We start from the raw sequence: 26,999 nt of genomic DNA, 5'->3' as shown, positions 1-26,999 counted from the left end.
CAACCCCCCGTCCCCCGCTGAAGATCGAGGGTTCGCCATGAGGCATCGCCGCCTGGTCCGTGGGCTCGCTCTGGGTGTCACCGTGCTGCTCGTGCCCGCGCTGGCGAGCGCGCCGGTGGACGCGGCGCCGTCGTGGCAGCGCTACATCGTCGGGCCGCAGAGCCGGGACGTGCGGCCCGTCGCCGTCACGCAGGTGAGCGGCGACGTGACGAATCCGCAGGGCGTGCTCGGCGCGGGCGTGACCACGCTGCGCCGCCCACCCTCGCCCGCCAAAACCCGGTGGCCCGCCGGCACCACTGCCACCGCGTCCAGCGCGCACGCCCCCAACAACGGCAACGACAGCAAGCCCCGCACCTACGACGCCGCGAACGCCGTGGACGGCGACACCGGCACTTTCTGGAACGACGACACGCTCGCCGCGTACCCGGACAGCCTCACCGTCACCACGCCGTCGACGGCGCTCCCGGGCGTCACGCTGCAGTCGAGCAGTGACGGCGTGCCGCAGGACTTCACCGTCGACACCTGGGACGGCGCCGCCTGGCACACCGCGGCGACGGTCGCCGGCAACGCCAAGGCCCAGCTCGCCGTCCCGTTCGACCGGCCGGTGACCACCACGCAGGTCCGGCTGACCGTGACCAAGGACCAGGCGACGGACAAGGGCGAGTTCACCCGCGTCAACGAGCTGTGGCCGGGGCTGGTCGCCGACCCGCCGGTGCCGTCGCTGGTGGTCGACTTCGGCAAGGTCGTGGTCGGGTACCCGAAGTTCGCCTTCGACGGCGCTTCGGCCGGGAATCCCGGGGTGCGGCTGGCGTTCTCGGAGACCCAGCAGTTCCTCACAAACCGGTCCGACTTCACCCGCTCCGACTTCAGCGGCGGGCCGGGCACCGACCAGCACGCCGTCCCCAGTGGACAGTCACAGTGGACGGACGCCAAGGGCTGCCAGTCCGGCACCAAGGTCTGTGCCGACGGCCTGCACGGATTCCGCTACGTCCGGATCAGCCTCGACGCGCTGCCCGGCGACGCGCCGGCCGCGATCCCGAGCGGCGAGGTCCGCCTCGACGACGTCTCGCTGCTGTTCACCGGTGTGCTCGGCACCCCGGCGGGTTACACCGGCTGGTTCGAGTCCTCGGACGAGGAGCTGAACCGCTACTGGTACGGCGCGGCCTACACCAACGAACTCGTCACCGACACCTTCCGCGCCACCGACGTCGAGCCGCGCAACGCCGCCAGCCCGTCCCTGGAAGGCAAACTGGTGCTGCACGACGGGGCGAAGCGCGACCGCGACCCGTACGTCGGCGACGTCGGCGTGTCCGGCCGCACGACCTACCTCACGCACGACACCGCGGCCGCAGCCCGCAACGTGCTCGCCGACCTCGCCGACCACCAGCGCGCCGACGGCTGGATCCCGCCCGCGTCCATCAACGACTACACACTCCCGTTGTTCGACTATCCACTGTGGTGGGTCACGTCGAGCTGGGACTACGTGCTCTACACCGGCGACACCGCGTACGGCTCGAAGTACTACGCCGCGCTGACCAAGACGCTCGACGGCTGGTACCCGTCGATGACCGACGCGCGCGGCCTGCTGTCGCGCCCCAGCGGCTACGGCGACTACGCGTTCCTGCCCCGCGAAGGCGAAGTCACCTACTACAACGTGCTGTACGTCCAGGCGCTCACCAACGCGGCCCAGCTGGCGCGGGCACTGAACCGCCCGGCCGACGCGGACCGCTGGCAGCAGCGCGCGGCGGCCGTGTCGACGGCAGTCAACACCTACCTGTGGGACCCGGCGGCGGGCGCATACCTCGACGCCGCCACCGGCCCGGTCCGGCACGGCCAGGACGGCAACAGCATCGCGGTCGTCGCGGGGGTCGCCGACCCGGCGCGCGCGTCCTCGGCGCTCGGCTACCTGGCGCAGCACACCGCGCTGCCGTACGGGAACTCGTTCATGGACAACGACTCCCTCACCCCCGGCGGCTCGCAGCGGGTGTACGCGTTCACCTCCTACCCCGAGCTGCAGGCCCGGTTCCGGACCGGCCAGGCCACGTCCGCCGTCGACGAGATCAAGCGGATGTACGGCGCGATGGCCGCGCACGACCCGGGCGTCACGGACTGGGAGGGCATCGGCCCGGGCGGCTCGATGTACGACGGCGCCTACACTTCCGCCGCGCACGGCTGGTCCACCGGCGTGCTGCCCGCGCTGACCAACGACCTGCTCGGCGTCACCCCGGCCAGCCCGGGCTTCGCGACCTTCACCGTGGAGCCGCACCCCGGCCCGGTCACCTGGGCGCGCGGGCAGGTCCCCACCCCGCACGGGCCGATCACGGTGAGCTGGCAGCGGACCGGCAGTGAGATCGCGCTGACCGTCACCGCCCCGCCGGGCACCCAGGCGCAGATCCGGCTGGGCGACCGCCGGTTCACCGCGGCGGCGGGCACCCACTCCTACCGCGCGACCATCGGCTGAGCCCGCTGGGCCGAGCTGCCCCAATGAGGTTTTCTCAGTGGGGCTGGATGGGGTGCGTGTTGTCGTGGGGTGAGGTGTGGGGTCGCTTGTAGGGCTGGGTTTGTGGGGGCCGGGTCCGTGAGTTCAGTGGTGCTACGTGGTTTCTTCTGATGCCACGTTTGATGTGGCGCGCGAGGTGGCCCTGTTCGTCGTCGGCGGCTGTGTGCCGGGGTCAGGCGGCTGCCTCATGCCCGGCCTCGCCTGTGGTGTCTTTGACTCGGCTTTCGTGCAGTGGTGGTGGTGTTGTCGCATAGACCCGCCCCGTCGGTGTGGTGATCGTGCCTTCACCGCCGGGTGCCGTGGTGCAGGACCAGCCGGGTTCGTCTTTGAGGCGGTGGTGTCGCCGACAGCGTGGGCCAAGGTTGTCTTCGGCGGTCTGGCCGCCCTTTGCGAAGTCCCGGGTGTGGTCGATATCGCTGAACTGCGACGGACGACGACAGCCCGGGTGCTGGCACACCCGGTCCCGCACCTGCACCAGGTCCGCAAGGGCGGCTGGTGGCCGGTAACGGGTGCGGCCGACACTGAGGACCTGTCCGGTGTCGGGCTCGGTGATGATCCGCCGCCACACCGAGTTCGAGTCCGCCGCGAGCGCCCGCGCCAGCCACGCCGGGACCGTGCCGCAGCCGGAGAGTTCGGCGGGTTCCTCGTTCAACCCGGCCAGCGTCAAAAGGTCCACATAGACATAGACAACGGGCTTGATGCCACTGTCACCCGATGTCCGGTTCAGCAGCCGATCGACCAGGACGTCCGCACGCAGCTGCTCCAGCGTCCGGGCTTCGTCTCCGCGACGGAGCTTCCGCGCTTGGTGGTCGAGGGTGGTGTAGATCGCCGATGCTTGTTCCACGGGCAGATCGCACAGCAAGGTGGACATGGTCTCGTCCTGGTGAATCAGGCAGATGTTGCGGTCGCGCCGTCGCGCCCGGGATCTTCGCTCATATCCTTCGGCATCCACTTTCTGCACTACCCGATTCACGGCGGCCCGTAACGACGACGGATTCTTCCCCGCCAACCGCGTCGCCACAATCGCATCGACCTGACCGGCCATCTCATCGGATAGGGCGATGGTCGGCTCGAATACCATCCGCGCCTTGAACGCGTCGATCTCTCCACGTCGGAATGCCGCGAACGTCTCCGGCAATCGGGTTGCCAGTGCCTGCGCCAACGCGACATCGGCCCCGGCGCGCCGTTCTGTCATCGACAACTCCAACGCCAACTCGGCCACCACCGACCGGGCAGAACCACCCGCTGCCGCGAACAACGCGACATCAGCAGCCTGCTCAGCCTCCAACTGCGCGACCCGGATAGCCCGTTCATGAATCCGAGATAAAACATCGACGGCGTCATGTAAAGAAGAATCCCCATAATTGCTCACCCCACAATTTTACCGACGCCACCCACAAAAAACGTCACCAAATCGAGTGAACAAAACATCTTCATATCAACTATTGAGTCACCGCGAACACCACATTGGGGCGCATTCCCCGCGGCCTGTCACGGCAGGGTGATCACCGTGCTGAGCGTCCCGCCGTGCGGGACCCGCAGCACGTGGATACGACGGCCGCCGGTGGTGAGGACCTTCACGGTGGTCGCCGTGACCGAGGCGGCCAGCGCGGTGCCCCAGCTGATGGTGATCGCCTTGCCGCCGCGGTGGATGGTCAGGCCGGTCGCGGTCGCGGCGGAGTTCCGGCCGAAGGCGACCGGGGTGCCGTCCGAAAAGGACACCGCGTCGGTCGGCTTGAGCACCAGCGGGACCTGCTCGGTGAGCGCGCTGGTGCCCCGCACCGCGCGGGTGACCTTGTTCGGCGTGACGGTCAGCGTGGTGCGGATCCGGCCGTCCGGCAGGGCGTAGTCCACCACCACCGCCGCGCTGCCGGGCACGATCCGCTGCCCGTCCCAGGCCCGGCCGCCGACCTGGTAGGTGGCGTCGAGATTGCTGCGCGCGTCCGGGTTCCCGTTGGGCAGCAGGCTCGCCCAGCACTGGGTGTCGTCCTGCTGACTCTGCACGATCGTGCCCGCGGCCGGGTGCCACAGCAGCCCGGCCGAGCTGCGCACGTCCGAGGACGGGCGGGTGCCGAAGAACGCGGCGAGGTACAGCGCCGGACGGCGGATGAACGTGTAGGCCTGCTTCGTCAGGTCGTCGCGGCGCTGCACGGCGAAGTCCGTGCTCGCCAGGTACGGCAGCTTGGCGATCGCTGCCTGCTTGGCCGCCTTGGAGGGCAACGATTCCCCGTACGGCGCGTGCGCGATGATGCGCGGCGAAGTGTCCTGTTTGGCCAGTCCCGGGGCCGGGCCGGACGCGGCCGCCCACGCCGCCCGCGTCGCGGCGCGGTCTTCGGCCGAGGTGAAGAACGGCGCCAGCGCCGGGACTTCCGGGACGAAGAACGAGGCCAGGTTCGTCCGGTCCGGATCGGGAATCACGTTGTCGTAGCCGGTCACCGTGGTGCGGGCGGACATGCCGACGTAGGCCAGCGAACCGGTGCCGTCCGGCTCGCGCACGATGTTGTAGCCGAACCAGCTCGCGAACTTCGTGGCCATCGACAGCACGGTCTTGTCGCCGGTGAGCACGTAGATCTCGGCCAGCTCCGGGAGCATCACCTCGAAGTTGTAGTTGATGTCCATCCCGGTCGGCTCGTAGAAGAACCCGGCCGGGCTCTGGCCGTGCGCCGCGAGGTAGGCGATGCGGCCGGCCAGCTTGGCCTGCATCGCCGCGTCCGGGTTCAGCTTCAGCGCGAGCGTGGAGCTGGCCAGGCCCGAGGTGTTCTGGTTGGCGTAGTGGATCGGCGATTCCCAGATCGGGTTGGCCGGGTCGAGGAACCACGTCATGCCCTGGTGCAGCGCGGTGCCGATCTGGCCGCGGCGGGTGGGCAGGGCGTTCGCCCGGCGCAGGTTGGCCAGCGTCTTGGCGAGGTAGCCGAGGCCGAACCCGGTGGCGGCCTTGGACTTCTCGGTCACGCTGTACTCCGGCCACGACCCGTCGGCGTGCTGCAGGTTGAGGTAGTGCACGATCGCCGCGTCGAGGCGTTTCAGCAGGGCGGCGTTGCCGGAGTACGGGTTCCACGAGCGTGCGTTCGCGTGGAACCAGCTCAGCGTGAACACGTGCTCCTGAACGCGGGCGTTGGTCGGCACGCTCGGGGTGCGCCACCAGCCGCCGCCCAGGTAGCCGAGCGTCGCGGCGTCGGTCACTTCGACGTCGTTCACCATGCCGGGCAGGATCGCCAGGTACGGCCCGAATCGCTGCTCCAGCGGGGTGAACAGCTTGCGCACCGGGTCACCGGCGGGCAGCGGCGGCAAGGGCGGGAACGGCCCGGCCGGCGGCGCGACGGAGGCGGCGGCGATCCCGCCGGGCAACGTGAGCCCCAGCCCCAGTGTGGCGCCCAGCCCCACGGTCCCGAACAGCATCCCGCGTCGCGACAAGACCATCGGTGAACTCCTTCGTCCGGCGTGGCCACGACGTTAGGCAGCCACGCCGGAGGAAGGCAAGACGCTAATACGTATTAGCTTTTCGCAGCACGAAAGTAGGGCTGCGTAAGCCTTTTTAAGCACGGCGGAGGCGAGCGCCTCGAAGGCCGCGAGGTCAGCCGCCTTGCGGACGGTGCCGGCGGCCGGCCACTGCCGCGTTGGCCGCCACGATGACCGCGATCGCCGCCCACGCAAGCGGATCGAGGTGCTGGTGCAGCACCACGAGGCCGACCAGCGCGGCCAGCACCGGGTTGACGCTCATGAATATGCCGAAAAACGCGGCGGGCACCCGGCGCAGCGCCAGGAGGTCGACCAGGAGCGGCACGGCCGAGGACAGCACCCCGGCGGCGAGCGCCTGCCCGAGCGCGGCCGTCGTCGGCGGGTGGTGCGCGAAGGCGAGCACGCCGATCGGGATGTACGCCAGCCCGGACGCGCACGCCGCGGCCGCGGTCCCCTGCACACCGGGCAGGCGACGGCCGACGGTCCGGTTCAGCAGGATGTAGCCGGCCCAGCAGGCCGCGGCCAGCAGCGCCAGCCCGATGCCCGCGTAGTCCGTGGTGGGCCGCGGGCGGGCCAGCACCACCACCGCCCCCGCGGCGGCGAGCGCGCAGGCCAGGTCCGGCTTGCGGCGCGAGCCGGCCAGCGCCACCGCGAGCGGGCCGAGGAACTCCAGCGTCACCGCGAGCCCCAGCCCGATGCGGTCGATCGCCGTGTACAGCGTGAGGTTCATCGTGCCGAAAACCGCCGCCAGCGCCAGGACCGGGCGCCACTGCCGCGCGGTGAACGAACGCAGGCGCGGCCGTCCCACGGCCAGCAGCAGCGCGCCGGCCACCCACTGCCGCACCGCCACCACCCCGGCGGGGCCGACCACCGGGAAGGCCAGCGCCCCGGTCGCCGCGCCGGCCTGGTTCGCCAGCGCGCTCCCCAGCATCAGCGCCACGCCGGCGGCGCGGCTCTCCTCCACCGGCGGGCGTTCGGTCGTGGTCATGGCCCGAGCCTGCGCCCCGGCCATCCATGCGCAAAATGCATAAACCGGCCCGGCTATACGCTGGACGCATGGATCTGGAGCTGCGCCACCTGCGGTGCCTGGTCGCGATCGTCGACACCGGCACGTTCACCGACGCGGCGATCGAGCTGGGGGTGTCGCAGGCCGCGGTGTCGCGGACTTTGCTCGCGCTGGAACGGGTCCTCGGCGTGCGGGTGCTGCACCGCACGAGCCGCAGCGTCGCCCCGACGACCGCGGGCGTGCAGGTCCTCGCCCGCGCGCGGCACCTGCTGGCCGACGCCGACGAACTGGTCCGCGAGGCCACCACCGGCCACACCCGGGTGCGGGTCGGGCACGCGTGGTCGGCGCTGGGCCGGCACACCGCCGGGTTCCAGCGGAGCTGGGCCGCCCGGCACCCGGACGTCGAACTGCTCGTGGTCCGCACCAACACCCCGACCGGCGGCCTGGCCGAGGGCCTGTGCGACCTCGCCGTGCTCCGCACCGCGGTCGACGCCCGCCACTACGCCCACCGCGTCGTCGGCTACGAGGCCCGCTACTGCGCCATGGCGGCCGACGACCCGTGGGCGCGCCGCCGCACGGTCACCCTCGCCGAGATCGCCGGGCGCGAGCTGGTGATCGACCGCCGCACCGGCACCACCACGGTCGACCTGTGGCCCGAGGACGCCCGCCCGCGCGTCGAGCACACCCACGACGTCGACGACTGGCTCGCCGCCATCGCGACCGGCCGGTGCGTCGGGATCACCCCGCACTCCACCGTCACGCAGTACCGCCGGGACGGCATCGTCTACCGCCGCGTCCGCGACGCCGCGCCCGTGCCGGTGCACCTGGTCTGGCCTCACCAGGACCCGCACCCGGCCACCCCCGAGGCGGTCGCGCTGCTGACCAAGCTGTACCGCCGATAGCCCGGAATCCCTTGTGCGGAAAGGGATTCAGCCGACTTCGACGGGCAGGGCGCAGAGCTGGGCGGCGGTCGCCCACAGCTCTTCCTCGCGGGCGTGGTCGTAGGACTCGGCCGAGGAGGGGACGACGGCGTCGCGGTCGATGTACGCGCCCGTCTCTCCGGGGCGAGGCCCGGCGACGGCCTTCGCGAGCATGGCGCCGGCCGTGGCGGGCGAGTGCGCGAACGGCGTCGCGGTGAAGCCCTGCATCAGCGTGCGCGAGAGGAAGCGGACGGCGAGGCCGGCGTCGCGGAACAGGCCGGTGGCCGGCACGTAGCCGGGGTTGAAGCTGTAGACGTCGACGCCGTCGGGCAGCCGGCGCGCAAACGCGTGCACCAGGTAGGCCACCGCCAGCTTGCTGGTCGAGTAGGCGGTCCGGCCCTCGCGCGCCGTCTCCGCTTCCGCCCCTTCGCGCGGCGCGGCCAGCTCGCGGACGCCCTCCCAGCGCGGGGCGGGCACCAGCCCCAGGTTGTGCCGCAGGTCGCCGAAGTGCGTGTCGCTGCCGACCACGACGATCCGGCCCGGCGCGGTGAACCGGTCCCACAGCAGCCGGACGAACAGGTAGTTCGCCAGCACGTTGACCGCGAACGTCGGCTCGAGCCCCTCTTCGGTCGCCCGGGCCCGGCTGGTCAGCTGCACCCCGGCGTTGCCGGTGAAACCGGCCAGCGGCGGCAGTTCGCCGGCGTCGAGGCGGGCGCCGACCTCCTCGGCGGCCCGCCGGATCGACCCCATCGACGCCAGGTCGCAGGACACGGCCGAGACGTTCGGGTTGCCCGTGGCCTCGGCCAGCCCGGCGGCCAGCGGCAGGCCGCCGCTCCCCCGGGCGGTCACCAGCAGGTGCACGTCCGGCCGCTCGCGCAGCACCCGCTCGGCGGCGATCCGCCCGATCCCCCGGCCCGCTCCCGTCATCAGCACGGCGCTCGCCACGGTGTTCGTGCCCACGGTTACCTCCGGTACTCAGATCTAATTGGTACTCAGTACCGTACAGGACTCAGGGCCGGACCAGCTAGCCTGGAGGCATGCCACCGTTGCCCCCACTCCGCGAGCGCAAACGCCGGCGGGCCCAGGAAGCCATCGTCGACGCGGCTTTCTCGCTGTTCGCCGAGCGCGGTTTCGCGGACGTGACGGTCACCGAGATCGCCGAACGCGCGGAGGTCGGCCGGACCACGTTCTTCCGCTACTTCGGCGACAAGCAGGAGGTGCTGTTCGCCGAAGAGCGGGAGCTGGTCGACCGGCTGCTGAGCCTCCGCGCCGAGCCCGCCGCGAAGCCGCCCACCTTGCGCGAGGCGCTGGACCAGGCGCGCGCCGCCGTCCACACGATGTGCGACGCGGTCACGGCCGACGCGAAGCGCTACAGCCTGCACGTACAGCTCGTCGCCGACAACCCGGAGCTGCACGACCGCAGCGAGCGCAAGCTGCTGAACCTGACCGACGCGATGATCACCACGCTGCGGGCGCAGGGCATGCCCGAGCGGGAGGCGACGCTGGCCGCCCACCTCGCGCTGGCGTGTTTCCGCGCGGGCAAGAGCGTCGCCGGGCCGGACCCGGAAGCACTGACGGCGGCCGTCGAGGACGCGTTCGAACTGTTCCTGCACACGGCCCCGCCCGGCGGGGCGGGCTGACCGTCCCCGGCGGACAGTCCGCCGAAATGTCCGCCGAAATGTGTGGGCCCGCGCGACCCGCGTGGCCCGGCGATCGCAACGTTATCGGCGTTGACGGCCTGGTCCGGCGTCGGTCATGATGACCATGTCCACGAACGAGGAGTACGCAATGTCCGGCAAGGCCATGCACCTGGCGCGCTGCGAGCGCGGTTTCGTGTGCGACGAGCCCTGCCCGTTGTGTGCCCTAGCGACCCCAGGCTCCCCGCCGTGACGTGCCCAGCGCGTCGTACGCAGGGAGCCGCCCGTCGGGAAACCGAGCCGGGCGGCTCTTTTCGTTCACGGACGGGTGTTTTTCCCGATCCGCCCTGATCCACCCCGATCCGCCCGTTCCGCCCGGAAATCCCCGGGCGGGAAACCGCACGGCCACGTGCCCGAACGGCCAGGGAGCTGTCTGCAACACAGCGCAAACCGGTTCGACTCCGGTCGTGGCCTCCCCTCTGTCCCATCCCTTGAGCACAGCCCATTCCTTGAACACCGCCCCACCCCCTGAGCACCGCTGGCCCGAACCCCGAAGGGAGGTGCCCGTCGCCATGGGAGTACTGGTCCTCAATGCCGGCTACGAGCCCCTGCACACCGTGTCCGTCCCCCACGCGATACGCATGCTGGTGCGCGACGTCGCCGTGGTCCACGAGACCGACGGCACCGACTTCGGCGGCCTGTTCCCGCGTCCGAAGGTCGTGCGGCTGCTGCGTTACGTGGTGATGAAGTGGCGCTACTCCGGCCCGCCGCGCTGGTCGCGCCGGGGCGTGCTGCAGCGTGACGGCCACACGTGCGCCTACTGCGGCCGCCGCGCCACCACGGTCGACCACGTGCTGCCGCTCTCCCGCGGCGGCGAGCGCACCAGCTGGCTCAACACCGTCGCGGCGTGCGGCGGCACGGCACGCAGCTGCAACGCCCGCAAGGCCGACCGGACCCCGGCCGAGGCCGGGCTGTCGCTGCGCATCACCCCGCGCGTGCCGTCGTGGGACGAGCTGCACCGGCCCGTCCGGGACTGAGGCGTTTCCGTCCGATGTGGACGGAAACGCCTCAGGCGAGCACCTCGCGCACCCGCGCGCGCAGCGCGGGCACCACCTCGGCCTCGAACCACGGGTTCTTCTTCTGCCAGCGGAAGTTCAGCGGTGACGGGTGCACCAGCGGCAGCTTCGACGGCAGGTGGTCCCGGTACGCGCGGACGGTCTCGGTCAGGTTCGGCCCGGCCGAGGCACCCAGGTAGAACTTCTGCGCGTAGCCGCCGACCAGGAGCGTCAGGGCGATGTCCGGCAGCTCGCCGAGGAACCGCGGGTGCCAGCGGGGCGCGAAGTCCTTGCGCGGCGGCAGATCGCCGGAGGCGCCCTTGCCCGGGAAGTAGAAGTCCATCGGCAGGATGGCGAACAGCGCGGGGTCGTAGAACTGCTCGTCGGTCACGCCGAGCCACTCGCGCAGCTTGGCGCCGCTCGCGTCGTCCCACGGCACGCCGCTCTCCTGCGCCTTGCGGCCCGGGGCCTGCCCGATGAGCGCGATCCGCGCGCCCGGCGCCACCGCGTACACGGGCTCGTAGCCCAGCTCCCGCGCCCAGGCGTTGGCCGGGTCGGCCACCAGCTCCGCGCGGATCAGCTCCAGCTCGGCGGGCATCGGTCCCCTTCCTCCGGCTCCGGTCGCCCCGAATGCTACTGCTCACACCAGCCCGCGGCGGGCGGCCCACACCACGGCCTGGATGGGGGTCGCGAGGCCCAGGCGGTCGCAGATGGAGCGGACGCGGCGGCGGACCGTGCGGTCGGACAGGTCCAGGCGCCGCGCGATGGCGTCCAGCGGCAGGCCTTCGGCGAGCAGTGCGAGCAGGGCGATCTCCTCGCGTTCCAGCGACGCGCGCACCGCCCCCTCCTCAGTCCGCGACGACGATGACGTGCAGGGTCCTCGGCCCGTGCACACCCTCCACCCGGGTCAGCTCGATGTCGCTGGTCGCGCTCGGGCCGCTGATCCAGGTCTGCGGCCGCGCCGGGTCCAGTGCCGCCACGGCCTGCGGCACCCCCGGCACGATCCGGTCCTGGCGCAGCACGCAGACGTGCACGTCCGGCACCAGGCTCAGCGCGCGACGGCCCTGGCCCGGCCCGTGGTCCAGCACCAGCGTGCCGGTGGTCGCGATGCCCAGCGCGGCGGTGGTGACGACGGCGTCGAACGTGTCCAGCTCCGCCGAGTCAGCCGAGCCTGCCACTTCGATGGGAAAACCGTCCGGTACCAACACTTTCCGTGCCGGGCCGAGGGCCGCACGAACGGCGTCGGGCAGCTCGGCCGCCGTGCAGCGCGTCAAGGAAGCCCGATAGTCGACCACTCGCTCGGCGAACAGGTCCACGACGTCCGGCGGTGTCACGGTTCGGTAGCCGCGCGGCACCGGCGCCTCCGTGCGGTCCGCTTCCCGCAGCGCGCCACGGACCGCGGCCAAGATCTCCTCGCGCGCGCTCACGGCCGGCCGCCCTTGCGCCACCAGGCCCGGAACGACTCGCGTGGCGGAGCGGGCAGGTCACGGGCGTTCGTCCACAGTGAACCGGGCCACGGCAGCCGGCCCAGCGCGCGACGCCCGCCCGGCAGCACCCGCCGGCCGAAGCGGGTCAGGGCCCGGTTCGCGACGCCCAGCCCACGTTCGGCGAGGCCGAGGCGCCGGGCGTCGGACAGCAGCCAGGCGGCCGACTTCATCGCCACCGCTTCGGGTTTCGGCACTCCTTCGCGGTGCGCGTCGACGACTTTCGCCCGCAGGTGCACCAGCACCTCGGGGATGTCGATGCGCACCGGGCAGGCCTCGAAGCAGGCGCCGCACAGGGTGGAGGCGTACGGCAGCGAATCGGTCTGCTCGTCGACGCCGACGCCCTTCAGCAGCGGGTTGAGGATCGCGCCGATCGGTCCCGGGTAGACGGAGCCGTAGGCGTGGCCGCCGGTCCGCTCGTACACCGGGCAAACGTTGAGGCAGGCCGAACAGCGGATGCAGCGCAGTGCCTGACGGCCGACCTCGTCGGCCAGCGCGCGCGTGCGGCCGTTGTCCAGCAGCACCACGTGCATCTCCTGCGGCCCGTCGCCGGGTGTGACGCCGGACCAGGTCGAGGTGTACGGGTTCATCCGCTCGCCGGTGCTCGAACGCGGCAGCAGCTGCAGGAACACGTCGAGGTCGGCGAACGTGGGCACGACCTTCTCGATGCCGACCACGGAGACCAGGACTTCCGGCAGGGTCAGGCACATCCGGCCGTTGCCCTCGGACTCGACGACCACCAGTGTGCCGCTCTCGGCCACCGCGAAGTTCGCGCCGGACACGGCCATCCGCGCCCGCAGGAACTTCTCGCGCAGGTGCAGCCGCGCGGCGGCGGCCAGCTCGGCCGGCTCGTCCGACAGCCCGGGCGGCGCGGGACGGCCCGCGTCCGCCATGCCCCGGCGGAAGACCTCCCGGATCTCGGCGCGGTTGCGGTGGATCGCGGGCACCAGGATGTGGCTGGGCAGATCGTCACCGAGCTGCACGATCAGCTCAGCGAGATCGGTCTCCCACGCGGTGACGCCGTGCGCGGCGAGCGCCTCGTTGAGGCCGATCTCCTGCGTGGCCATCGACTTGACCTTCACGACCTCGTCGATGCCATGCCCGTGCGCGATCCTCGCGACGATCTCGCACGCCTCCGCCGCGTCGCGCGCCCAGTGGACGGTCGCACCACGCGCCTGCAGCGACGCCTCCAGCGTCAGCAGGTGCTCGTCGAGGCGGCGCAGGGTGTTGTCCTTGATCGCCGCCCCGGCCAGCCGCAGCTCCTCCCACTCGGCCACCTCCCCGACGACGGCCTCACGCTTGGCGCGGATCGTGCCGGTGGCGTGCGCGAGGTTGCGGCGCAGCTGGGTGTCCGCGAGCGCTTTCCTTGCCGCTTCGGGAAAAGCGGGCATGCCGACAAACGTCGCACTCACGCTTCCTCCTCTGTGGACGCCAGCACATCGGCAAGGTGCATCACCCGCACCCCACTACGCTCACGCGACAACAGCCCGCCGATGTGCAACAGACACGAGCTGTCCCCAGCCACCAGCACCTCGGCACCGGTACCACGGACGTGCCGGGCCTTGTCCGCGCCCATGGCCGTGGACGTCTCGGCGTTCTTCACCGCGAACGTGCCGCCGAAGCCGCAGCACTCGGCCGCCGCGGGCAGCTCGACCAGGTCCAGGCCGCGCACCTCGCGCAGCAGCCGCAGCGGTTTGTCGCCGACGCCGAGCATCCGCAGCGAGTGGCAGGTCGGGTGGTAGGTGGCGCGGTGCGGGAAGTAGGCGTTCACGTCGGTCACGCCCAGCACGTCCACGAGGAACTCGCTCAGCTCGTACACCCGCGGCGCCGCCGAGGCGAGCCGCTCCTCCCCCGCCCGGCGCGCGACGATCGAGTGCTGGTGCCGCACCGAGCCCGCGCACGAGCCGGACGGCGTGACGATCGCGTCGTAGCCCGCGAAGGCGTCGACGAACGTCCGCACCACCGGCACGGCCTCGTCGAGGTAGCCGGTGTTGACCATCGGCTGCGCGCAGCAGGTCTGCGCGGCCGGGAAGTCCGCGTCCACGCCGAGGCGGCGCAGCAGGCGGAAGACCGACTTGCCGGTGTCGGGGAACAGCGAGTCGTTGATGCAGGTGACCATCACGGCGACCTTCACGCGCCCACCCCCGTCGTGTCCAGCCGGGCTTCGGCGGCGGCCCAGTCGCCGCCCGCGGGCAGGTACCGGCGCAGCGGCTGCGTCCGGCGGATCAGCTCACGCATCGCCGCCAGGTCCGGCAATTCCTCGCCCAGCGTCCGGGCCTGCACGAGCACGTTGCCGAGCGCCGCCGCCTCGACCGGGCCCGCCAGCACCGGGACGCCGCACGCGTCGGCGGTCAGCTGGCACAGCAGGGTGTTGCGGGTGCCGCCGCCGACGACGTGCACCACGTCGACCGTCCGGCCCGCCAGCTCCGCGGCTTTCCGGACTGTGCGGCGGTAAGCCAGCGCAAGACTGTCCACAATGCACCGGACCAGCTCACCACGGGTCCCCGGCGGCCGCTGCCCGGTCTCCCGGCAGGCGGCGGCGATGCGCGCCGGCATGTCGCCGGGCGGCAGGAACGCGGGCGCGTCCACGTCCACCACGGCCGCGAGCGGCGGCGCGGCGGCGGCCTCGGCGAGGACTTCGGCCAGCTCGACCCGCTCGCCCCGGGCGGCCCACGTCCGCAGCGTCTCGGTGAGCACCCACAGGCCCATCACGTTGCGCAGGAACCGGATCGTGCCGTCGACGCCGCCCTCGTTGGTGAAGTTCGCGGCCAGCGCGGCGTCACCCAGCTCCGGCCGGTCCAGCTCCAGCCCGACGAGCGACCAGGTGCCCGAAGAGATGTAGGCGAAGTTCGCGCCGGGCTCGGCCGGCACCGCGACCACGGCCGACGCGGTGTCGTGCGAGCCGACCGCGACCACCGGCAGCTCCGGCAGCGCCAGCTCCTCGGCCAGGTCCGGCAGCAGCGTGCCGATCCGCTCCCCCGGCTCGCGCAACGGCGGCAGCAGCCGGGCCGGGACGCCGGCCCGCTCGGCCAGCTCGACGGCCCAGGCCCGCGCCCGCACGTCGTAGAGCTGCGTGGTGGAAGCGTTGGTGCGCTCGGCCCCGGCCTGCCCGGTCAGCCAGTAGGCCAGCAGGTCCGGGATCAGCAGCATGGTCGACGCGGTGTCCAGCCGGTCCCCTTCGGACACCAGCTGGTACAGCGTGTTGAACGGCAGCTGCTGCAAGCCGGTGACGTCGAACAGCTCCCGCTCCGGCACCGTCCGCACGACCCGCTCCAGCACGCCTTCGGTGCGCGCGTCGCGGTAGTGCACGGGGTTGCCCAGCAAGTTCCCGCGCGCGTCGAGCAGCCCGTAGTCCACCGCCCACGAGTCGATGCCGATGCCCGACAGCGGCCCGTCGCGGTGCGCTTGGCCGAGGCCGGCGAGGATTTCGCGGTGGAGGCCGAGCACATCCCAGTACAGCGTCCCGGCCGCGCGCACGGCGCCGTTCGGGAAGCGCCGCACCTCCTCGATCGCCAGGTGCCCCGGCCCGACCGAACCGGCCATCACCCGCCCGCTGGACGCGCCGAGGTCGACGGCCGCCAGACGTTTCACACCCGCACCACGGTCAGGTCCAGTCCCAGCAGGTCGGCCACCGCGGTCAGCTCGCCGACGCGGTGCCCGGTGCCGAGCGCCCAGTGGTGCGCGATGCCGCTGGCCGACCACGCGTCGGCCCACTCCCCCGGGTCGCAGCCGAAGTCGACGCGCGAGGTGGTGTTCCCGATCCGCAGCAGCGGGCCGGGCACGACCTCGCCCTCCGACGCGACAAGCGAGAACGTGCCGTCACGCCCCTGCGCGAGGCCGCACAACGTCACCGGCCCGTGCCGCACGTCGAACTCGACGGAGACGCCCCAGCCGCGTTTGCCGTGGTACACCCCGAGCCCGCGCAGCAACGGGCGGCTCGCGCTGATCGCCAGGTGCGCGGGGCCGTCGTGGCCCATCTCCACCACGTTGTCGCGGAAGTTGAGCGCCTGCAGCTCGGTGAACGAGCCGCCCGCGCCGAGCCGGTCCATCAGCAGCATCGCGAGCGACGTGCGCAGCTCGTACTCACCCACCGCCGGGATGCCGCGCGCGGTGAGCAGCGACGCGCCGAGGATGAACCCGGCACCGACCCGCTCGTGCGTCTCACCGTCGAGGCCGCGGTGGTAGTAGGCCAGCGAGTCCAGTCCGAAGTCCGCCACCAGCCGGTCCAGCGCCACGGACACCTTGGCGCCCCAGTCGAAATCTTCGTCCACTACGGACTCGTCCACAGTGAACACTTCGCGCGCGAGCGCCATCCGCGCGCTCGTCTCGGCCTCGGTGACCTTCTCGACGCGCACGCGCAGGTCGTCGATCTCCAGGATCTCGACGTGCCCGCCGAGCTGCGCCGAGACGAGCGTGGGGTCGGTCGAGACGTCCATCATGCCCGGGTACAGGTGGCCCAGCAGGCCGTGACGCCCGTGCCGGAACGCCGCGCGCACGCCCGCCGCCTTGACCCACCGCCCGATCCGCGTCCAGGCCCGCTCGTCCTCCAGGTACCCCGACACCGAACGGAATTCCACGCCGACGCGGCGGAAGGTGTTCGCCATCTCCGGCAACGGGCAGGCGCCGCAGTAAGCCAGCCACGCGCCGGTGTCGAAGCTCGCGTGGTCCATCGCCTCGGTCGGCTGCAGGTTCAGCAGCAGCACGGGCGAGCCGCTGCGCTGCGCGATCGGCGCCAGCATGCTCGAGGTCAGGTACGTGGTGAGGAACCCGATGATCAGGTCGCAGTCGGCCACCCGCAGCTGCTCCGCGGCGGCCGCGCCTTCCTGGGCGTCGGAGACGAAGCCGACGTCCACCACTTCACAGTCCAGATCGGACAGACGATCGGCGACCCGCCGGGCCGAGGCCCGCAGCTGCGGCAGCAGCTCCGGGAACTGCGGCCAGTACGCGCCGAGGCCGCCGGCCACCAGGCCGACGCGGGTGCGGCGCGGGGTGATCCGGTCGAGGGTGCCGGCCATGGTGTCCTCTCCAGTCTCGATTGTCAGTGCCTCAGCGGTGCCTCAGCGGTGTCTCAGCGCAGGAACGCGGCCGCCACGCCGGCGTCCACGGGCACGTGCAGCCCGGTGGTGTGGGTCAGATCCCCCCCGGTGAGCGCGAAAACCGCCGCGGCCACGTGCTCGGGCAGCACCTCGCGCTTGAGGATGGTGCGCTGGGCGTAGAACTCGCCGAGCTTCTCCTCCGGCACGCCGTACACCGCGGCCCGCTGCGCGCCCCAGCCGCCGGCGAAGATGCCGGAGCCGCGGACCACGCCGTCGGGGTTCACGCCGTTGACCCGGATGCCGTGCCCGCCCAGCTCGGCCGCGAGCAGCCGGACCTGGTGCGCCTGATCGGCCTTCGCGGCCCCGTAGGCGACGTTGTTCGGGCCCGCGAACACCGAGTTCTTCGACGAGATGTACACGATGTCGCCGCCGATGCCCTGCGCGACCATCGCCTTCGCCGCGGCCTGCGAGACCAGGAACGAGCCCTTGGCCATCACGTCGTGCTGCAGGTCCCAGTCGCGTTCGGTGGTCTCCAGCAGCGGCTTCGAGATCGACAGCCCGGCGTTGTTCACCACCAGGTCGATCCCGCCGAACGCGAGCACGGTGGCGTCCACCGCCGCCTGGACGGCGCTCGCCTCGGTGACGTCCGCGGTCACCGCGACGGCCTTGTCCGGCCCGCCGATGCCCTGGGCCGCCTCGGCCGCCGCGTCCGCGTTCAGGTCCGCGATCGCGACGCACGCGCCCTCGGCCGCGAGCCGCTCGGCGATCGCCTTGCCGATCCCCGAACCCGCCCCGGTGACCAGCGCGATCCGCCCGGCCAGCGGCTTCGGCTTCGGCATCCGCCGCAGCTTCGCCTCTTCCAGCGCCCAGTACTCGATCCGGAACTTCTCGCTCTCCGCGATCGGCGCGTACGTCGACACCGCCTCGGCGCCGCGCATCACGTTGATGGCGTTGACGTAGAACTCCCCCGCGACGCGCGCGGTCTGCTTGTCCTTGCCGAAGGAGAACATGCCGACGCCCGGCACCAGCACGATCGCCGGGTCGGCGCCGCGCATCGCCGGGCTGTCCGGCGTCGCGTGCCGCTCGTAGTAGGCGCGGTACTCCGTGCGGTACCCGGCGTGCAGCTCCTTCAGCCGCGCGACGACGTCCTCCAGCGGCGCCGTCGCGGGCAGGTCGACCACCAGCGGCCGGACCTTGGTGCGCAGGAAGTGGTCCGGGCACGAGGTGCCGAGCGCGGCCAGCGGCGCGAGCTTCTCCCGCGCCAGGAACTCCAGCACCACGTCGGCGCCGGTGTAGTGCCCGACCTGGCGCTGGTCGGTCGACGCCAGCCCGCGCACCACCGGCGCGAGCGCGGCCGCCCGGGCCAGGCGGTCCTTTTCGGACAGTGCCTCGAACCCGGGCACGACGGCGCCGAACGGCTCGGCCTGGCCCCGGTCGTCGAGGAACTTCTCCGCGGTGTGGATGATCTCCAGCGAATTCCGTTGGCACTCTTCGGAAGTCGCGCCCCACGCGGTGATGCCGTGCCCGCCGAGGATCACGCCGATCGCCTGCGGGTTCGCCGCCTTGACCGCCGCGATGTCCAGCCCGAGCTGGAACCCGGGCCGCCGCCAGTCCACCCACGCGACGCGGTCGCCGAAACACTCCTTGGTGAGCGCGGCGCCGTCGGCCGCGGTCGCCAGCGCGATGCCCGAATCCGGGTGCAGGTGGTCGACATGCGGCGCGTCGACGAGGCCGTGCATCGCGGTGTCGATGGACGGCGCCGCGCCACCCCGGCCGTGCAGGCAGTAGTCGAACGCGGCGACCATCTCGTCCTCACGCTCGACGCCGGAGTACACGTCGACGAGCGCGCGCAGCCGGTCGAGCCGCAGCACGGCGAGCCCGGCCTCGGTCAGCGTGCCGAGGTCGCCGCCGGAACCCTTGACCCACAACAGTTCCGTGGGTCCTCCGGTGACCGGGTCCACTGTGGACCCTTTGGCCGACGTGTTGCCCCCGGCGTAGTTGGTGTTGCGCGGATCGGCGCCGAGCGCGTTGCTGCGCGCGACGAGTTCGGCTGCCACGCTCTTCTGGTCAGGCACAGCTCAGGCTCCCCATCCGGCCTGCTGGCCGTCAGCTCGTTCAGCGACGATCTTCTCCTGGTACCCACTGCGGTGATACGCCGCGATCGGGTCCGGGTCCAGGCCCGACTCGGTGCGCAGGTCGGACAGGATCGGGCGGACGTCGGTGTTGTAGGCGTCCATCAGGATCGCGTTGGACTCCAGCACCTTGCCCTCGCGCTGGGCCGCGCGCAGGGCGTCGCGGTCGACCAGCAGCGCCTTGGCCGTGGCCTCCTGCACGTTCATCACCGAGCGGATGATCGCCGGGATCTTCGCCTCGATGTTGTGGCACTGGTCGAGCATGAACCGGATGCCGTACGCCGGGTCGAGGGCTCCGCCGCGGACGATCTCGTACATGATCCGGAACAGCTGGAACGGGTCGGCCGCGCCGGCCATCAGGTCGTCGTCGGCGTAGAAGCGCGAGTTGAAGTCGAACGCGCCGAGCTTGCCCGCCCGCAGCAGGAACGCGACGATGAACTCGATGTTCGTGCCCGGCGCGTGGTGGCCGGTGTCGATGCACACGGTCGCCCGCTCGCCCAGCTCCAGGCAGTGCGCGTAGGACGTGCCCCAGTCCGGGATGTCGGTGGCGTAGAAGGCGGGCTCGAACAGCTTGTACTCCAGCAGGAGCCGCTGGTCGTCACCGAGCCGGTTGTAGGCCTCCAGCAACGCCTCGGCCAGCCGGTCCTGCCGGTCGCGCAGGTCGTCCTGGCCGGGGTAGTTGATGCCGTCGGAGAACCACAGCTTCAGGTCCCGCGAGCCGGTGGCGTCCATGATGGAGATCGCCTCGAGCAGGTGGTCGGTGGCCTTGCGGCGCACCCCCGGGTCCGGGTTGGTGACCGAGCCGAGCTTGTAGTCCTCGTCCTGGAAGACGTTGGTGTTGATGGCGCCGACCTCGACACCGAGGTCTTCGGCGTACCGGGTCAGCGCGCCGAAGTCGTCCACGCGGTCCCATGGGATGTGCAGCGCGACGCTCGGGGCCGCGCCGGTGAAGCGGTGCACCGTCGCCGCGTCCGCGATCTTCTCCTCGGGCGTGCGCGGCACCCCGGCCTGCGGGAACACCTTGAACCGGGTGCCGGAGTTGGCGAACGCCCAGGAGGGCGTCTCGATCCGCTGCGCCCGCAGCGCGGATTTCACGGCCGTCAGGTCGGACAAGTCGATCACGTCTTTCCTCATCAGGCGCTTGCGCGCGGTGTTGTCAAGCAGCATGGAAGACCTCGGTGAGCAGCCACGGATCCTCGTCCGCGGCCCGCCCGCCGAGCCCGGTGAAGAACCCGGCCATCTCCGCCTGCCAACGGGCGTTCACTTCGGTGCGGGCCATCGCGGCTTGGGCGTCGGCTAGGTCTTCGGCCTCGACGTAGCCGATCAGCAGGCCGTCTTCGCGCAGGAACAGCGAATAGTTGCGCCACCCGCTGTCCGCCAGCGCGGCCCGCATCTCCGGCCAGACCGAGCGGTGCCGCTCGGCATACTCGGCCATCCGCTCGGGCTTCACCTGGAGGCAGAAGCAGTACCGCGCCATGGTCAATCCTTTGTGGACAGATCAGAAGTTGAACTTGTCGATGTTGGCCGAGTCGAACACGGTCGGCGGGCCGAGGACGATCTCGCCGTTCGCCCCGACGGTGTAGTCGCCGAGCTTGCCCGCCTTGAACTTCTGCCCCGGCGCGCCGGTGATCTGGCCGGAGCTGAGCGCGACGCCGGCGTACGCGGCGAGGTAGCCGATGTCGGCCGGGTTCCACAGCGCGAACTTCTTCACGGTGCCGTCCTTGACGAACGCGCGCATCTGGTTCGGCGTGCCGAGCCCGGTGACCTGGACCTTGCCCTTGTAGCTCGACGTGCTGACGTAACGCGCGGCGGCCGCGATGCCGACCGTGGTCGGCGAGACGATCACCTTGAGGTTCGGGAACGACTGCAGCAGGCCCTGGGCCTCCTGGAACGACTTCTGGTCGTCGTCGTTGCCGTAGGCGATCTTGTCCAGCTTCAGCTTCGCGTACTCCGGCTTGGCCAGCTGCTGCTTGAGCACCTCGATCCAGGCGTTCTGGTTGGTGGCGTTGGGGGTCGCCGACAGGATGGCGATCTCGCCCTCGCCGCCGGCCAGCTCACTGGCCATCTTCGCCAGCTGCTCGCCGATGCCCTGCGTGGAGGCCTGGTTGATGAACACGTCGCGGCAGTCCTTCGCCGCGTCGGAGTCGAACGCGACGACCTTGATGCCGGCGCTGCGGGCCTGGTTCAGCGACGGGCAGACCGCGTTCGGGTCGTTCGCCGCGATGCCGATCACGTCCTGCTGCTGCTGGATCAGCGTGTTGATGTAGCTGACCTGGGACGACGCGCTGGCGTCGTTGGGCCCGACCAGCTTGTAGACGCCCTTGAGCTCGTCGAGCGCGGTCTTGCCGCCGCCCACCTCGATGTCGGAGTACGGGTTGTTCAGCTGCTTGGGCAGGAACGCCATCTTGACGCCCTGCTTGCTCGCGGCGCCGGGATCGGCGGTCGCGGTCGACTGCGCGGGCCCGGAGCCGGAGCTGTCGTTCTTGGTCGTGCCACCGCAGGCGGCCAGGCTGAGCACCAGCCCGGCCGCGGTGGCCGCCGAGAGCGCGCCGGTGAGAAATCGACGGGACATCTTCGTCACCTTTCTGATCACTGCTCGATACCGGCGAGCACTCCGGGGTCAGAGGATGGGGGGTCAGGGGACGGGGAGCGCCTTCGCCGGCGCCGCAGGGCCGCGCGGGCGGAGGAGAGGATGTTGGGCAGCAGCACCGAGACGATCAGCAGCACCCCGGTGACGATGTTGAGCGCCTCGTTCGAGACGTCCTGCAGCCGCAGCGCGTTCTGCAGCCCGGCCAGCAGCACCACCCCGGCGAGCACACCCGGCAGTGTGCCCTTGCCGCCGAAGATCGACACGCCGCCGAGCAGCACGGCGGCGACCACGGCCAGCTCCATGCCGAAGCCGTTGTCGGCGCGGGCACTGGAGTAGCGCAGCGTCCACAGCACCCCGGCGAGCCCGGACATCGCGCCGCACACCACGTACAGCCAGAACTTCAGCCGCCCGGTGCGGACGCCGGCGAACCGCGCGGCCTGCTCGCTCGCTCCGGCCGCGAACACCGCGCGCCCGATCGGCGTGGCGTGCAGGACCACGCCGAAGACCAGGGCCAGTACCACCAGCGGCACCAGCACGTTCGGGATCGGGCCGCCGCCGAGGGTCCCGGTGACCCACGAGGTGTAGGCCCGCGGGAAGTCCGCCACCGCACCGTCGCCGAGCACCACGAACGCCAGGCCCCGGTACAGCGCCATGGTGCCGATGGTGACGGCCAGCGAAGGCAGCTTCAGCACCGTGACGAAGAAGCCGTTCACCGCGCCCAGCACCGCGCCGAGCACGATGCTGATCGGGATGATCGACTCGATCGTCATCCCCGTGTTCCACAGGGAGCCCATCACCGCGGAGGTGAGCCCGAGCGTGCTCGCCACCGAGAGGTCGATCTCGCCGGTGACGATGATGAACGTCATCGGCAGCGCGATCAGCGCGATCGGCAGCAGGTCGAGCAGCAGGAAGGTGTAGTTGCGGCTGGTGCCGAAGTTGTCGACCGCGCCGGAGGCGACCAGCAGCACCACCACCGTGACCAGGATGACGGCGGCGTCCCAGCTCGCCAGGCGCGAGAGCCAGGCGGGCCGGCCGCCGGACGGCGCTGCGGTGTCAGACATGGGAGTTCCTCTTCTTGAGTGACCGCGTGACGCGCACGGCGACCAGCCGGTCCGCCCCGATGGCCAGCAGGATCAGCGCGCCGACGATCGCCTGCTGCCAGAACTGGTTGATGTCGAGCACGGCCAGCGCGCTGCCGATGACGGTCAGCAGCAGGGCGCCGAGGCTCGCGCCCCACACCGAGCCGCTGCCGCCGAACACCGCGACCCCGCCGACCACGGCGGCGGCGACCACGTTCAGCTCGTACCCGGTGCCCGCGGCCGCGTCGATGGTGCCGAAGCGCGCCGCGAACAGCACCCCGGCCAGACCGGCGAGCGCCCCGCTGACGAGGAACGCGACGGTGGTGTTGCGCCCGACCTTGATGCCGGCCAGCCGGGCGGCCTGCGGGCTCGAGCCCATCGCGTACAGCTCGCGGCCGCCTCGGTAGTTCCGCAGCACCACACCGGCCACCACCATCACCACCACCGCGATCAGCACCAGCCACGGCACGCCGAGCACGGACGAGTCGCCGAAGCCGAGGAACGAGCCCGGCAGCTGGTCCGCGTTGATCTGCTGGCCGCCGGCCCAGAAGTAGCTGACGCCGCGGAAGGCGTACAGCGTGCCGAGCGTGACCACCAGTGCGGGCACCTGCCCGAACCGGACCACCGCGCCGTTGACCAGCCCGCAGACCGCGCCGACCGCGAGCCCGGCGAGCAGCGCCACCACCACGGGCAGGCCCGGGTTCCCGCGCAGCAGCGACCCGACGGCGAACGCCGAGAGCCCCAGCACCGACCCGACGGACAGGTCGATGTTGCGGGTGATCATCACGACCGACTGCCCGACCGCCAGCACCGCGAGGATCGCCGTGCCCAGCAGGATGTCGCGGATGCTCTGCCCGGACAGGAACCTCGGGTTCTGCGTCACGGTGACCACGACCAGCACGACGAGAGCGAGCACGATGCCCGACTCCCGCGCCCGGAAAATCGCGCCCAGCAACGATTTCCGGGACGACGCGGTCGGTTCGTGGGGCGGAGGCGCCGCCACTTCGCCCGCCGCCTCCGGCCCCGTCTTGGTCGCGTTCACGCCGCCGCTCCCTGTGCCGCCTCGATCGCGGCCACGCTCGCCACTATCTGCGCTGCCCTAACCGCACGCACACTCGCCGCTATCTGCGCCGCCCTAGCCGCACTCACACTCGGCGCCACCTGCGCAGCCCTGGTCGCACTCACACTCGCCACTACCTGCGCCGCCTCGATCGCGGCCACGCACGCCGCCGCCTGCGCAGCCCTAGCCGCACTCACACTCGCCGCCACCTGCGCTGCCTTGATCGGGTTCACGCCGCCGCTCCCTGTCCCATCGCCGCGAACATCACCGAGCTTTCGGTGGCCTCGGCCCGCGGGATCTCCGCGACGATCCGGCCCTCGCGCATGACCAGCACCCGGTCGGCCATGCCGAGCACCTCCGGCAGCTCCGAGGACACCATCACCACGGCGACGCCCTCGGCCGCGAGCGAGGACATCAGCCGGTGCACCTCGGCCTTGGTGCCGACGTCGATGCCGCGCGTCGGCTCGTCCACGATCAGCACCTTCGGCGCCATCGCGAGCCACTTGGCCAGCACCACCTTCTGCTGGTTGCCGCCCGAAAGCGTGGCGACGGGATCGCCGAGGCGCCGGTACTTCGTGCGCAGCCGCTCCGTCCAGCGCACCGCTTCGCGGCGTTCACCGGGGCCGAGAAGCAGGCCGAGCTTCGAGAGCGCGCGCGAACGCGGCAGCGTCACGTTCCGCTCGATCGACAGGTCCATCACCAGGCCCTGCTGCCGCCGGTCCTCCGGGACCAGCGCCATCCCGGCGGACATCGCGGCGCGCGGCGAGCCGGCGCGCAGCTTCTTTCCGTTCAGGCGCACGACTCCGGCATCGCGTCCGTCCACTCCGAACACCGCCTGCACGACCTCCGACCGCCCCGAGCCGACCAGCCCGGCGAACGCGACGATCTCGCCCGCCCTGACCGAGAACGAGATGTCGTGGAAAACGCCTTCGCGCGCAAGGCCTTCGACCTCCAGTACGACCGCGCCGGGTTCCACGTCCTGCTTGGGGAACAACGCGTCCAGGTCACGTCCGACCATGCGGCGCACCATTTCCTCGACGGTCACCTCGTCGACCGGGTCGGTGGAGACGTGCTTGCCGTCGCGCATGATCGTCACGCGCTGGCACAGCTCGGTGATCTCCTCGAACCGGTGGGAGATGAACATGATCGCCGCGCCCTCGTCACGCAAAGCGCGCGCGACGGAGAACAGCCGCTCGACCTCGACCAGGCTCAGCGCCGCGGTGGGCTCGTCCATCACCAGCACCCGCGCGTCCGCGCTGAGCGCCTTGGCGATCTCGACGATCTGCTGGTCGGCGATCGACAGCCCGCGCGCGGGACGGCCCGGGTCGATCCGCACGCCCAGCCGCGCGAACAGCCGCTCGGCCTCGGCGCGGATGGCGGCGCGGTCGATCATCCCGAGGCCGCGGCGCGGATGCCGGCCCATCACGATGTTCTCCGCCACCGAGAGGTCGGGGAACAGCGTGGGCTCCTGGTAGATGACCGCGATGCCGGCTGCCTTGGCGCCGGCGGGCGAGGAGAACGCGACCGGCTCGCCGTCCAGCAGCAGCGCGCCCTCGTCTGGCCGGTGCACCCCGGCGAGCATCTTGACGATGGTCGACTTGCCCGCGCCGTTCTCCCCGACCAGCGCGTGGGCCTCGCCGGCGAACAGCGGGAACGACACCCCGGCGACCGCCGCGACCGCGCCGAACGACTTGGTCACGCCGCGGACCTCCAGTAGGGGCACGCGGCCCGGCTCCTGCCGCCTCATCGCGACCTCCGGATTGAAAGGTTTCACAAACCTGGCGCGGTGACGCTACTATGCGTCAGAAGGTGAAGTCAATGACGAGCGAAAACCAGGAATGAAACGATTTTTCAGTCGGTTCAGGCCAATTGGCACGTTTCAACACCCCCGCTCACCAGCGGGTTCGATCACCGGTTCGGCAGCTTGTCCGACAGCGGTTTCCGACCGGCCGGTTCCGCACGAAGGGCCGCGATGACGGTGCAAGACTCCCCCGGGTCCGGGCCCGCCGAGGCCCGCGCCGCCGGCATCAAGGACGTCGCGGCCGCGGCCGGGGTCTCCCTCGGCACGGTCTCCAACGTGCTCAACCGGCCGGACCGGGTCAGCCCCGGCACCCGGGCGAAGGTCGAGGCCGCGATGGCCGAGCTGCGGTTCGTGCGCAACGAATCGGCGCGGCAGCTGCGCGCCGGGCACAGCCGCGTGCTGGCGTACGTGATGCTCGACGGCCGCAACCCGTTCTTCACCGACGTGGCCGCGGGCATGGAGGACACCGCCGACGAAGAGGACCTGTCGCTGTTCCTGTGCAACAGCGCCAATCTCGCCACCCGCGAGGCCGCTTACCTCGGCCGGCTGGAGCAGCAGCGGGTGCAGGGCATCCTGATCACGCCCGTCGACCCCGGCTCGCCCCAGCTCGACGAGATCGCGCGGCGCGGCACGCCGCTGGTGATCGTCGACCGCACCCGGCACACGGCCAGCCACTGCTCGGTCGCCGTCGACGACGTGGTGGGCGGCGAGATCGCGGTGCGGCACCTGGTGGAGCAGGGGCACGAGCGGATCGGGTTCGTGGGCGGGCAGCTGGGCATCGGCCAGGTGCGGGACCGTCGCGAGGGCGCGCTGCGGGCGTTGCGCGCGGCCGGCCTCGGCCCGGACCACCTGGTCGACCTGACGACGTCGCAGATGGGGGTCGCCGACGGCGGCAACGCGGGCCAGCGCCTGGCCGGCCTGCCCGCCGCGTCCCGCCCGACCGCGGCGTTCTGCGCCAACGACCTGCTGGCGCTGGGCCTGCTGCAGGTGTGCGCCGCGCTGCGCCTGCGCGTCCCGGACGACCTGGCCATCGTCGGTTACGACGACATCGAGTTCGCCGCGGCCGCCACCGTGCCGCTGACGTCGGTCCGCCAGCCGCGCCGCCAGCTCGGCCGGACGGCCGCGGAGCTGCTGATGCAGGAGACCACCGACCCGGCGCACGAGCACCAGCAGGTGACGTTCACCCCGGAGCTGGTCGTGCGCGCGTCCACCTACCCGCGGGCTTGACCGGGACTGGCTC

23 protein-coding genes and 1 tRNA gene are annotated in these 26,999 nt (G+C 71.7%); 6 read left to right on the top strand and 18 right to left on the bottom strand.

Annotation, left to right across the window (positions count from 1 at the left end):
- Window positions 1-37: 37 nt before the first annotated feature.
- Window positions 38-2,461, top strand: coding sequence for an alpha-L-rhamnosidase-related protein (locus OG943_RS05135; RefSeq protein WP_328608506.1), 2,424 nt, complete (start codon window positions 38-40; stop codon window positions 2,459-2,461).
- 211 nt (window positions 2,462-2,672) lie between these two features.
- On the opposite strand, the gene OG943_RS05130 is transcribed toward OG943_RS05135, so the two are convergent.
- The 3 genes from OG943_RS05130 to OG943_RS05120 form a co-directional block, all read right to left on the bottom strand.
- A complete protein-coding gene (locus OG943_RS05130; protein WP_328608505.1) occupies window positions 2,673-3,872 on the bottom strand; it encodes an HNH endonuclease signature motif containing protein in 1,200 nt (399 codons plus the stop codon).
- A gap of 119 nt (window positions 3,873-3,991) precedes the next feature.
- Window positions 3,992-5,920 carry a hypothetical protein gene (locus OG943_RS05125; protein WP_328608504.1) on the bottom strand — a complete coding sequence of 643 codons (1,929 nt, stop codon included), beginning with the start codon at window positions 5,918-5,920 and terminating at the stop codon, window positions 3,992-3,994.
- 154 nt (window positions 5,921-6,074) lie between these two features.
- On the bottom strand, window positions 6,075-6,947 hold the full coding sequence (locus tag OG943_RS05120) for an EamA family transporter (RefSeq protein ID WP_328608503.1): 873 nt from the start codon (window positions 6,945-6,947) through the stop codon (window positions 6,075-6,077).
- Window positions 6,948-7,015: 68 nt separating this feature from the next.
- On the opposite strand from OG943_RS05120, the gene OG943_RS05115 reads away from it, so the two are divergent.
- Complete coding sequence (locus OG943_RS05115; RefSeq protein WP_328608502.1) at window positions 7,016-7,867, top strand: LysR family transcriptional regulator; 852 nt, start codon at window positions 7,016-7,018, stop codon at window positions 7,865-7,867.
- Between the two features lie 27 nt (window positions 7,868-7,894).
- Here the strand turns inward: OG943_RS05115 and OG943_RS05110 are convergent, their stop codons facing one another.
- Complete coding sequence (locus OG943_RS05110) at window positions 7,895-8,845, bottom strand: SDR family NAD(P)-dependent oxidoreductase (RefSeq protein WP_328608501.1); 951 nt, start codon at window positions 8,843-8,845, stop codon at window positions 7,895-7,897.
- Between the two features lie 77 nt (window positions 8,846-8,922).
- Between OG943_RS05110 and OG943_RS05105 the strand changes: the two genes are divergently transcribed.
- The 3 genes from OG943_RS05105 to OG943_RS05095 all read left to right on the top strand — a co-directional run bounded on the left by OG943_RS05105 (window position 8,923) and on the right by OG943_RS05095 (window position 10,559).
- Window positions 8,923-9,525, top strand: coding sequence for a TetR/AcrR family transcriptional regulator (locus OG943_RS05105; protein WP_328608500.1), 603 nt, complete (start codon window positions 8,923-8,925; stop codon window positions 9,523-9,525).
- Window positions 9,526-9,925: 400 nt separating this feature from the next.
- A tRNA-Cys gene (locus OG943_RS05100) sits at window positions 9,926-9,996 on the top strand.
- Between the two features lie 98 nt (window positions 9,997-10,094).
- Window positions 10,095-10,559 (top strand): HNH endonuclease, encoded by a 465-nt coding sequence (locus OG943_RS05095; protein ID WP_328608499.1) that lies wholly within the window; start codon window positions 10,095-10,097, stop codon window positions 10,557-10,559.
- Between the two features lie 31 nt (window positions 10,560-10,590).
- Here OG943_RS05095 and OG943_RS05090 read toward each other — a convergent pair whose 3' ends face one another.
- The 14 genes from OG943_RS05090 to OG943_RS05025 all read right to left on the bottom strand — a co-directional run bounded on the left by OG943_RS05090 (window position 10,591) and on the right by OG943_RS05025 (window position 25,705).
- Window positions 10,591-11,175: a uracil-DNA glycosylase family protein gene (locus OG943_RS05090; protein WP_328608498.1), complete on the bottom strand. Its 585-nt coding sequence runs from the start codon at window positions 11,173-11,175 to the stop codon at window positions 10,591-10,593.
- A gap of 42 nt (window positions 11,176-11,217) precedes the next feature.
- Window positions 11,218-11,415, bottom strand: a complete 198-nt coding sequence (locus OG943_RS05085) for a LuxR C-terminal-related transcriptional regulator (protein ID WP_328608497.1) — start codon at window positions 11,413-11,415, stop codon at window positions 11,218-11,220.
- Window positions 11,416-11,425: 10 nt separating this feature from the next.
- A complete protein-coding gene (locus OG943_RS05080) occupies window positions 11,426-12,004 on the bottom strand; it encodes a LutC/YkgG family protein (protein ID WP_328608496.1) in 579 nt (192 codons plus the stop codon).
- Entirely contained in the window at window positions 12,001-13,452 is a 1,452-nt protein-coding gene (locus tag OG943_RS05075; RefSeq protein ID WP_328612009.1) for a lactate utilization protein B, read from the bottom strand. The genes OG943_RS05080 and OG943_RS05075 overlap by 4 nt, the downstream gene beginning before the upstream one ends.
- 17 nt (window positions 13,453-13,469) lie before the next feature.
- The gene (locus OG943_RS05070) at window positions 13,470-14,195 is read right to left on the bottom strand and encodes a (Fe-S)-binding protein (protein ID WP_328608495.1); all 726 of its coding nucleotides are present in this window, start codon (window positions 14,193-14,195) and stop codon (window positions 13,470-13,472) included.
- Window positions 14,192-15,643: a rhamnulokinase gene (locus tag OG943_RS05065; RefSeq protein ID WP_328612008.1), complete on the bottom strand. Its 1,452-nt coding sequence runs from the start codon at window positions 15,641-15,643 to the stop codon at window positions 14,192-14,194. The genes OG943_RS05070 and OG943_RS05065 overlap by 4 nt, the downstream gene beginning before the upstream one ends.
- A 5-nt stretch (window positions 15,644-15,648) precedes the next feature.
- Complete coding sequence (locus OG943_RS05060) at window positions 15,649-17,076, bottom strand: L-fucose/L-arabinose isomerase family protein (protein WP_328608494.1); 1,428 nt, start codon at window positions 17,074-17,076, stop codon at window positions 15,649-15,651.
- Between the two features lie 53 nt (window positions 17,077-17,129).
- Window positions 17,130-19,172 (bottom strand): bifunctional aldolase/short-chain dehydrogenase, encoded by a 2,043-nt coding sequence (locus OG943_RS05055; protein ID WP_328608493.1) that lies wholly within the window; start codon window positions 19,170-19,172, stop codon window positions 17,130-17,132.
- A gap of 3 nt (window positions 19,173-19,175) precedes the next feature.
- Window positions 19,176-20,351, bottom strand: a complete 1,176-nt coding sequence (gene rhaI / locus OG943_RS05050) for an L-rhamnose isomerase (protein WP_328612007.1) — start codon at window positions 20,349-20,351, stop codon at window positions 19,176-19,178.
- Between the two features lie 34 nt (window positions 20,352-20,385).
- Window positions 20,386-20,706: an L-rhamnose mutarotase gene (locus OG943_RS05045; RefSeq protein WP_328608492.1), complete on the bottom strand. Its 321-nt coding sequence runs from the start codon at window positions 20,704-20,706 to the stop codon at window positions 20,386-20,388.
- A gap of 21 nt (window positions 20,707-20,727) precedes the next feature.
- Window positions 20,728-21,801 carry a rhamnose ABC transporter substrate-binding protein gene (gene rhaS, locus OG943_RS05040; protein ID WP_328608491.1) on the bottom strand — a complete coding sequence of 358 codons (1,074 nt, stop codon included), beginning with the start codon at window positions 21,799-21,801 and terminating at the stop codon, window positions 20,728-20,730.
- A gap of 17 nt (window positions 21,802-21,818) precedes the next feature.
- Window positions 21,819-22,880 (bottom strand): ABC transporter permease, encoded by a 1,062-nt coding sequence (locus tag OG943_RS05035; protein WP_328608490.1) that lies wholly within the window; start codon window positions 22,878-22,880, stop codon window positions 21,819-21,821.
- On the bottom strand, window positions 22,873-23,853 hold the full coding sequence (locus tag OG943_RS05030) for an ABC transporter permease (RefSeq protein ID WP_328612006.1): 981 nt from the start codon (window positions 23,851-23,853) through the stop codon (window positions 22,873-22,875). Before OG943_RS05030 ends, OG943_RS05035 begins: the two co-directional genes overlap by 8 nt.
- A gap of 334 nt (window positions 23,854-24,187) precedes the next feature.
- Window positions 24,188-25,705: a sugar ABC transporter ATP-binding protein gene (locus tag OG943_RS05025; protein WP_328608489.1), complete on the bottom strand. Its 1,518-nt coding sequence runs from the start codon at window positions 25,703-25,705 to the stop codon at window positions 24,188-24,190.
- 225 nt (window positions 25,706-25,930) lie between these two features.
- On the opposite strand from OG943_RS05025, the gene OG943_RS05020 reads away from it, so the two are divergent.
- Window positions 25,931-26,986, top strand: a complete 1,056-nt coding sequence (locus tag OG943_RS05020) for a LacI family DNA-binding transcriptional regulator (protein ID WP_328608488.1) — start codon at window positions 25,931-25,933, stop codon at window positions 26,984-26,986.
- Window positions 26,987-26,999 lie beyond the last annotated feature (13 nt).

This window comes from Amycolatopsis sp. NBC_00345 (assembly GCF_036116635.1).
GTDB lineage: Bacteria > Actinomycetota > Actinomycetes > Mycobacteriales > Pseudonocardiaceae > Amycolatopsis.
This window is presented reverse-complemented; position numbering and strand designations above follow the sequence as displayed.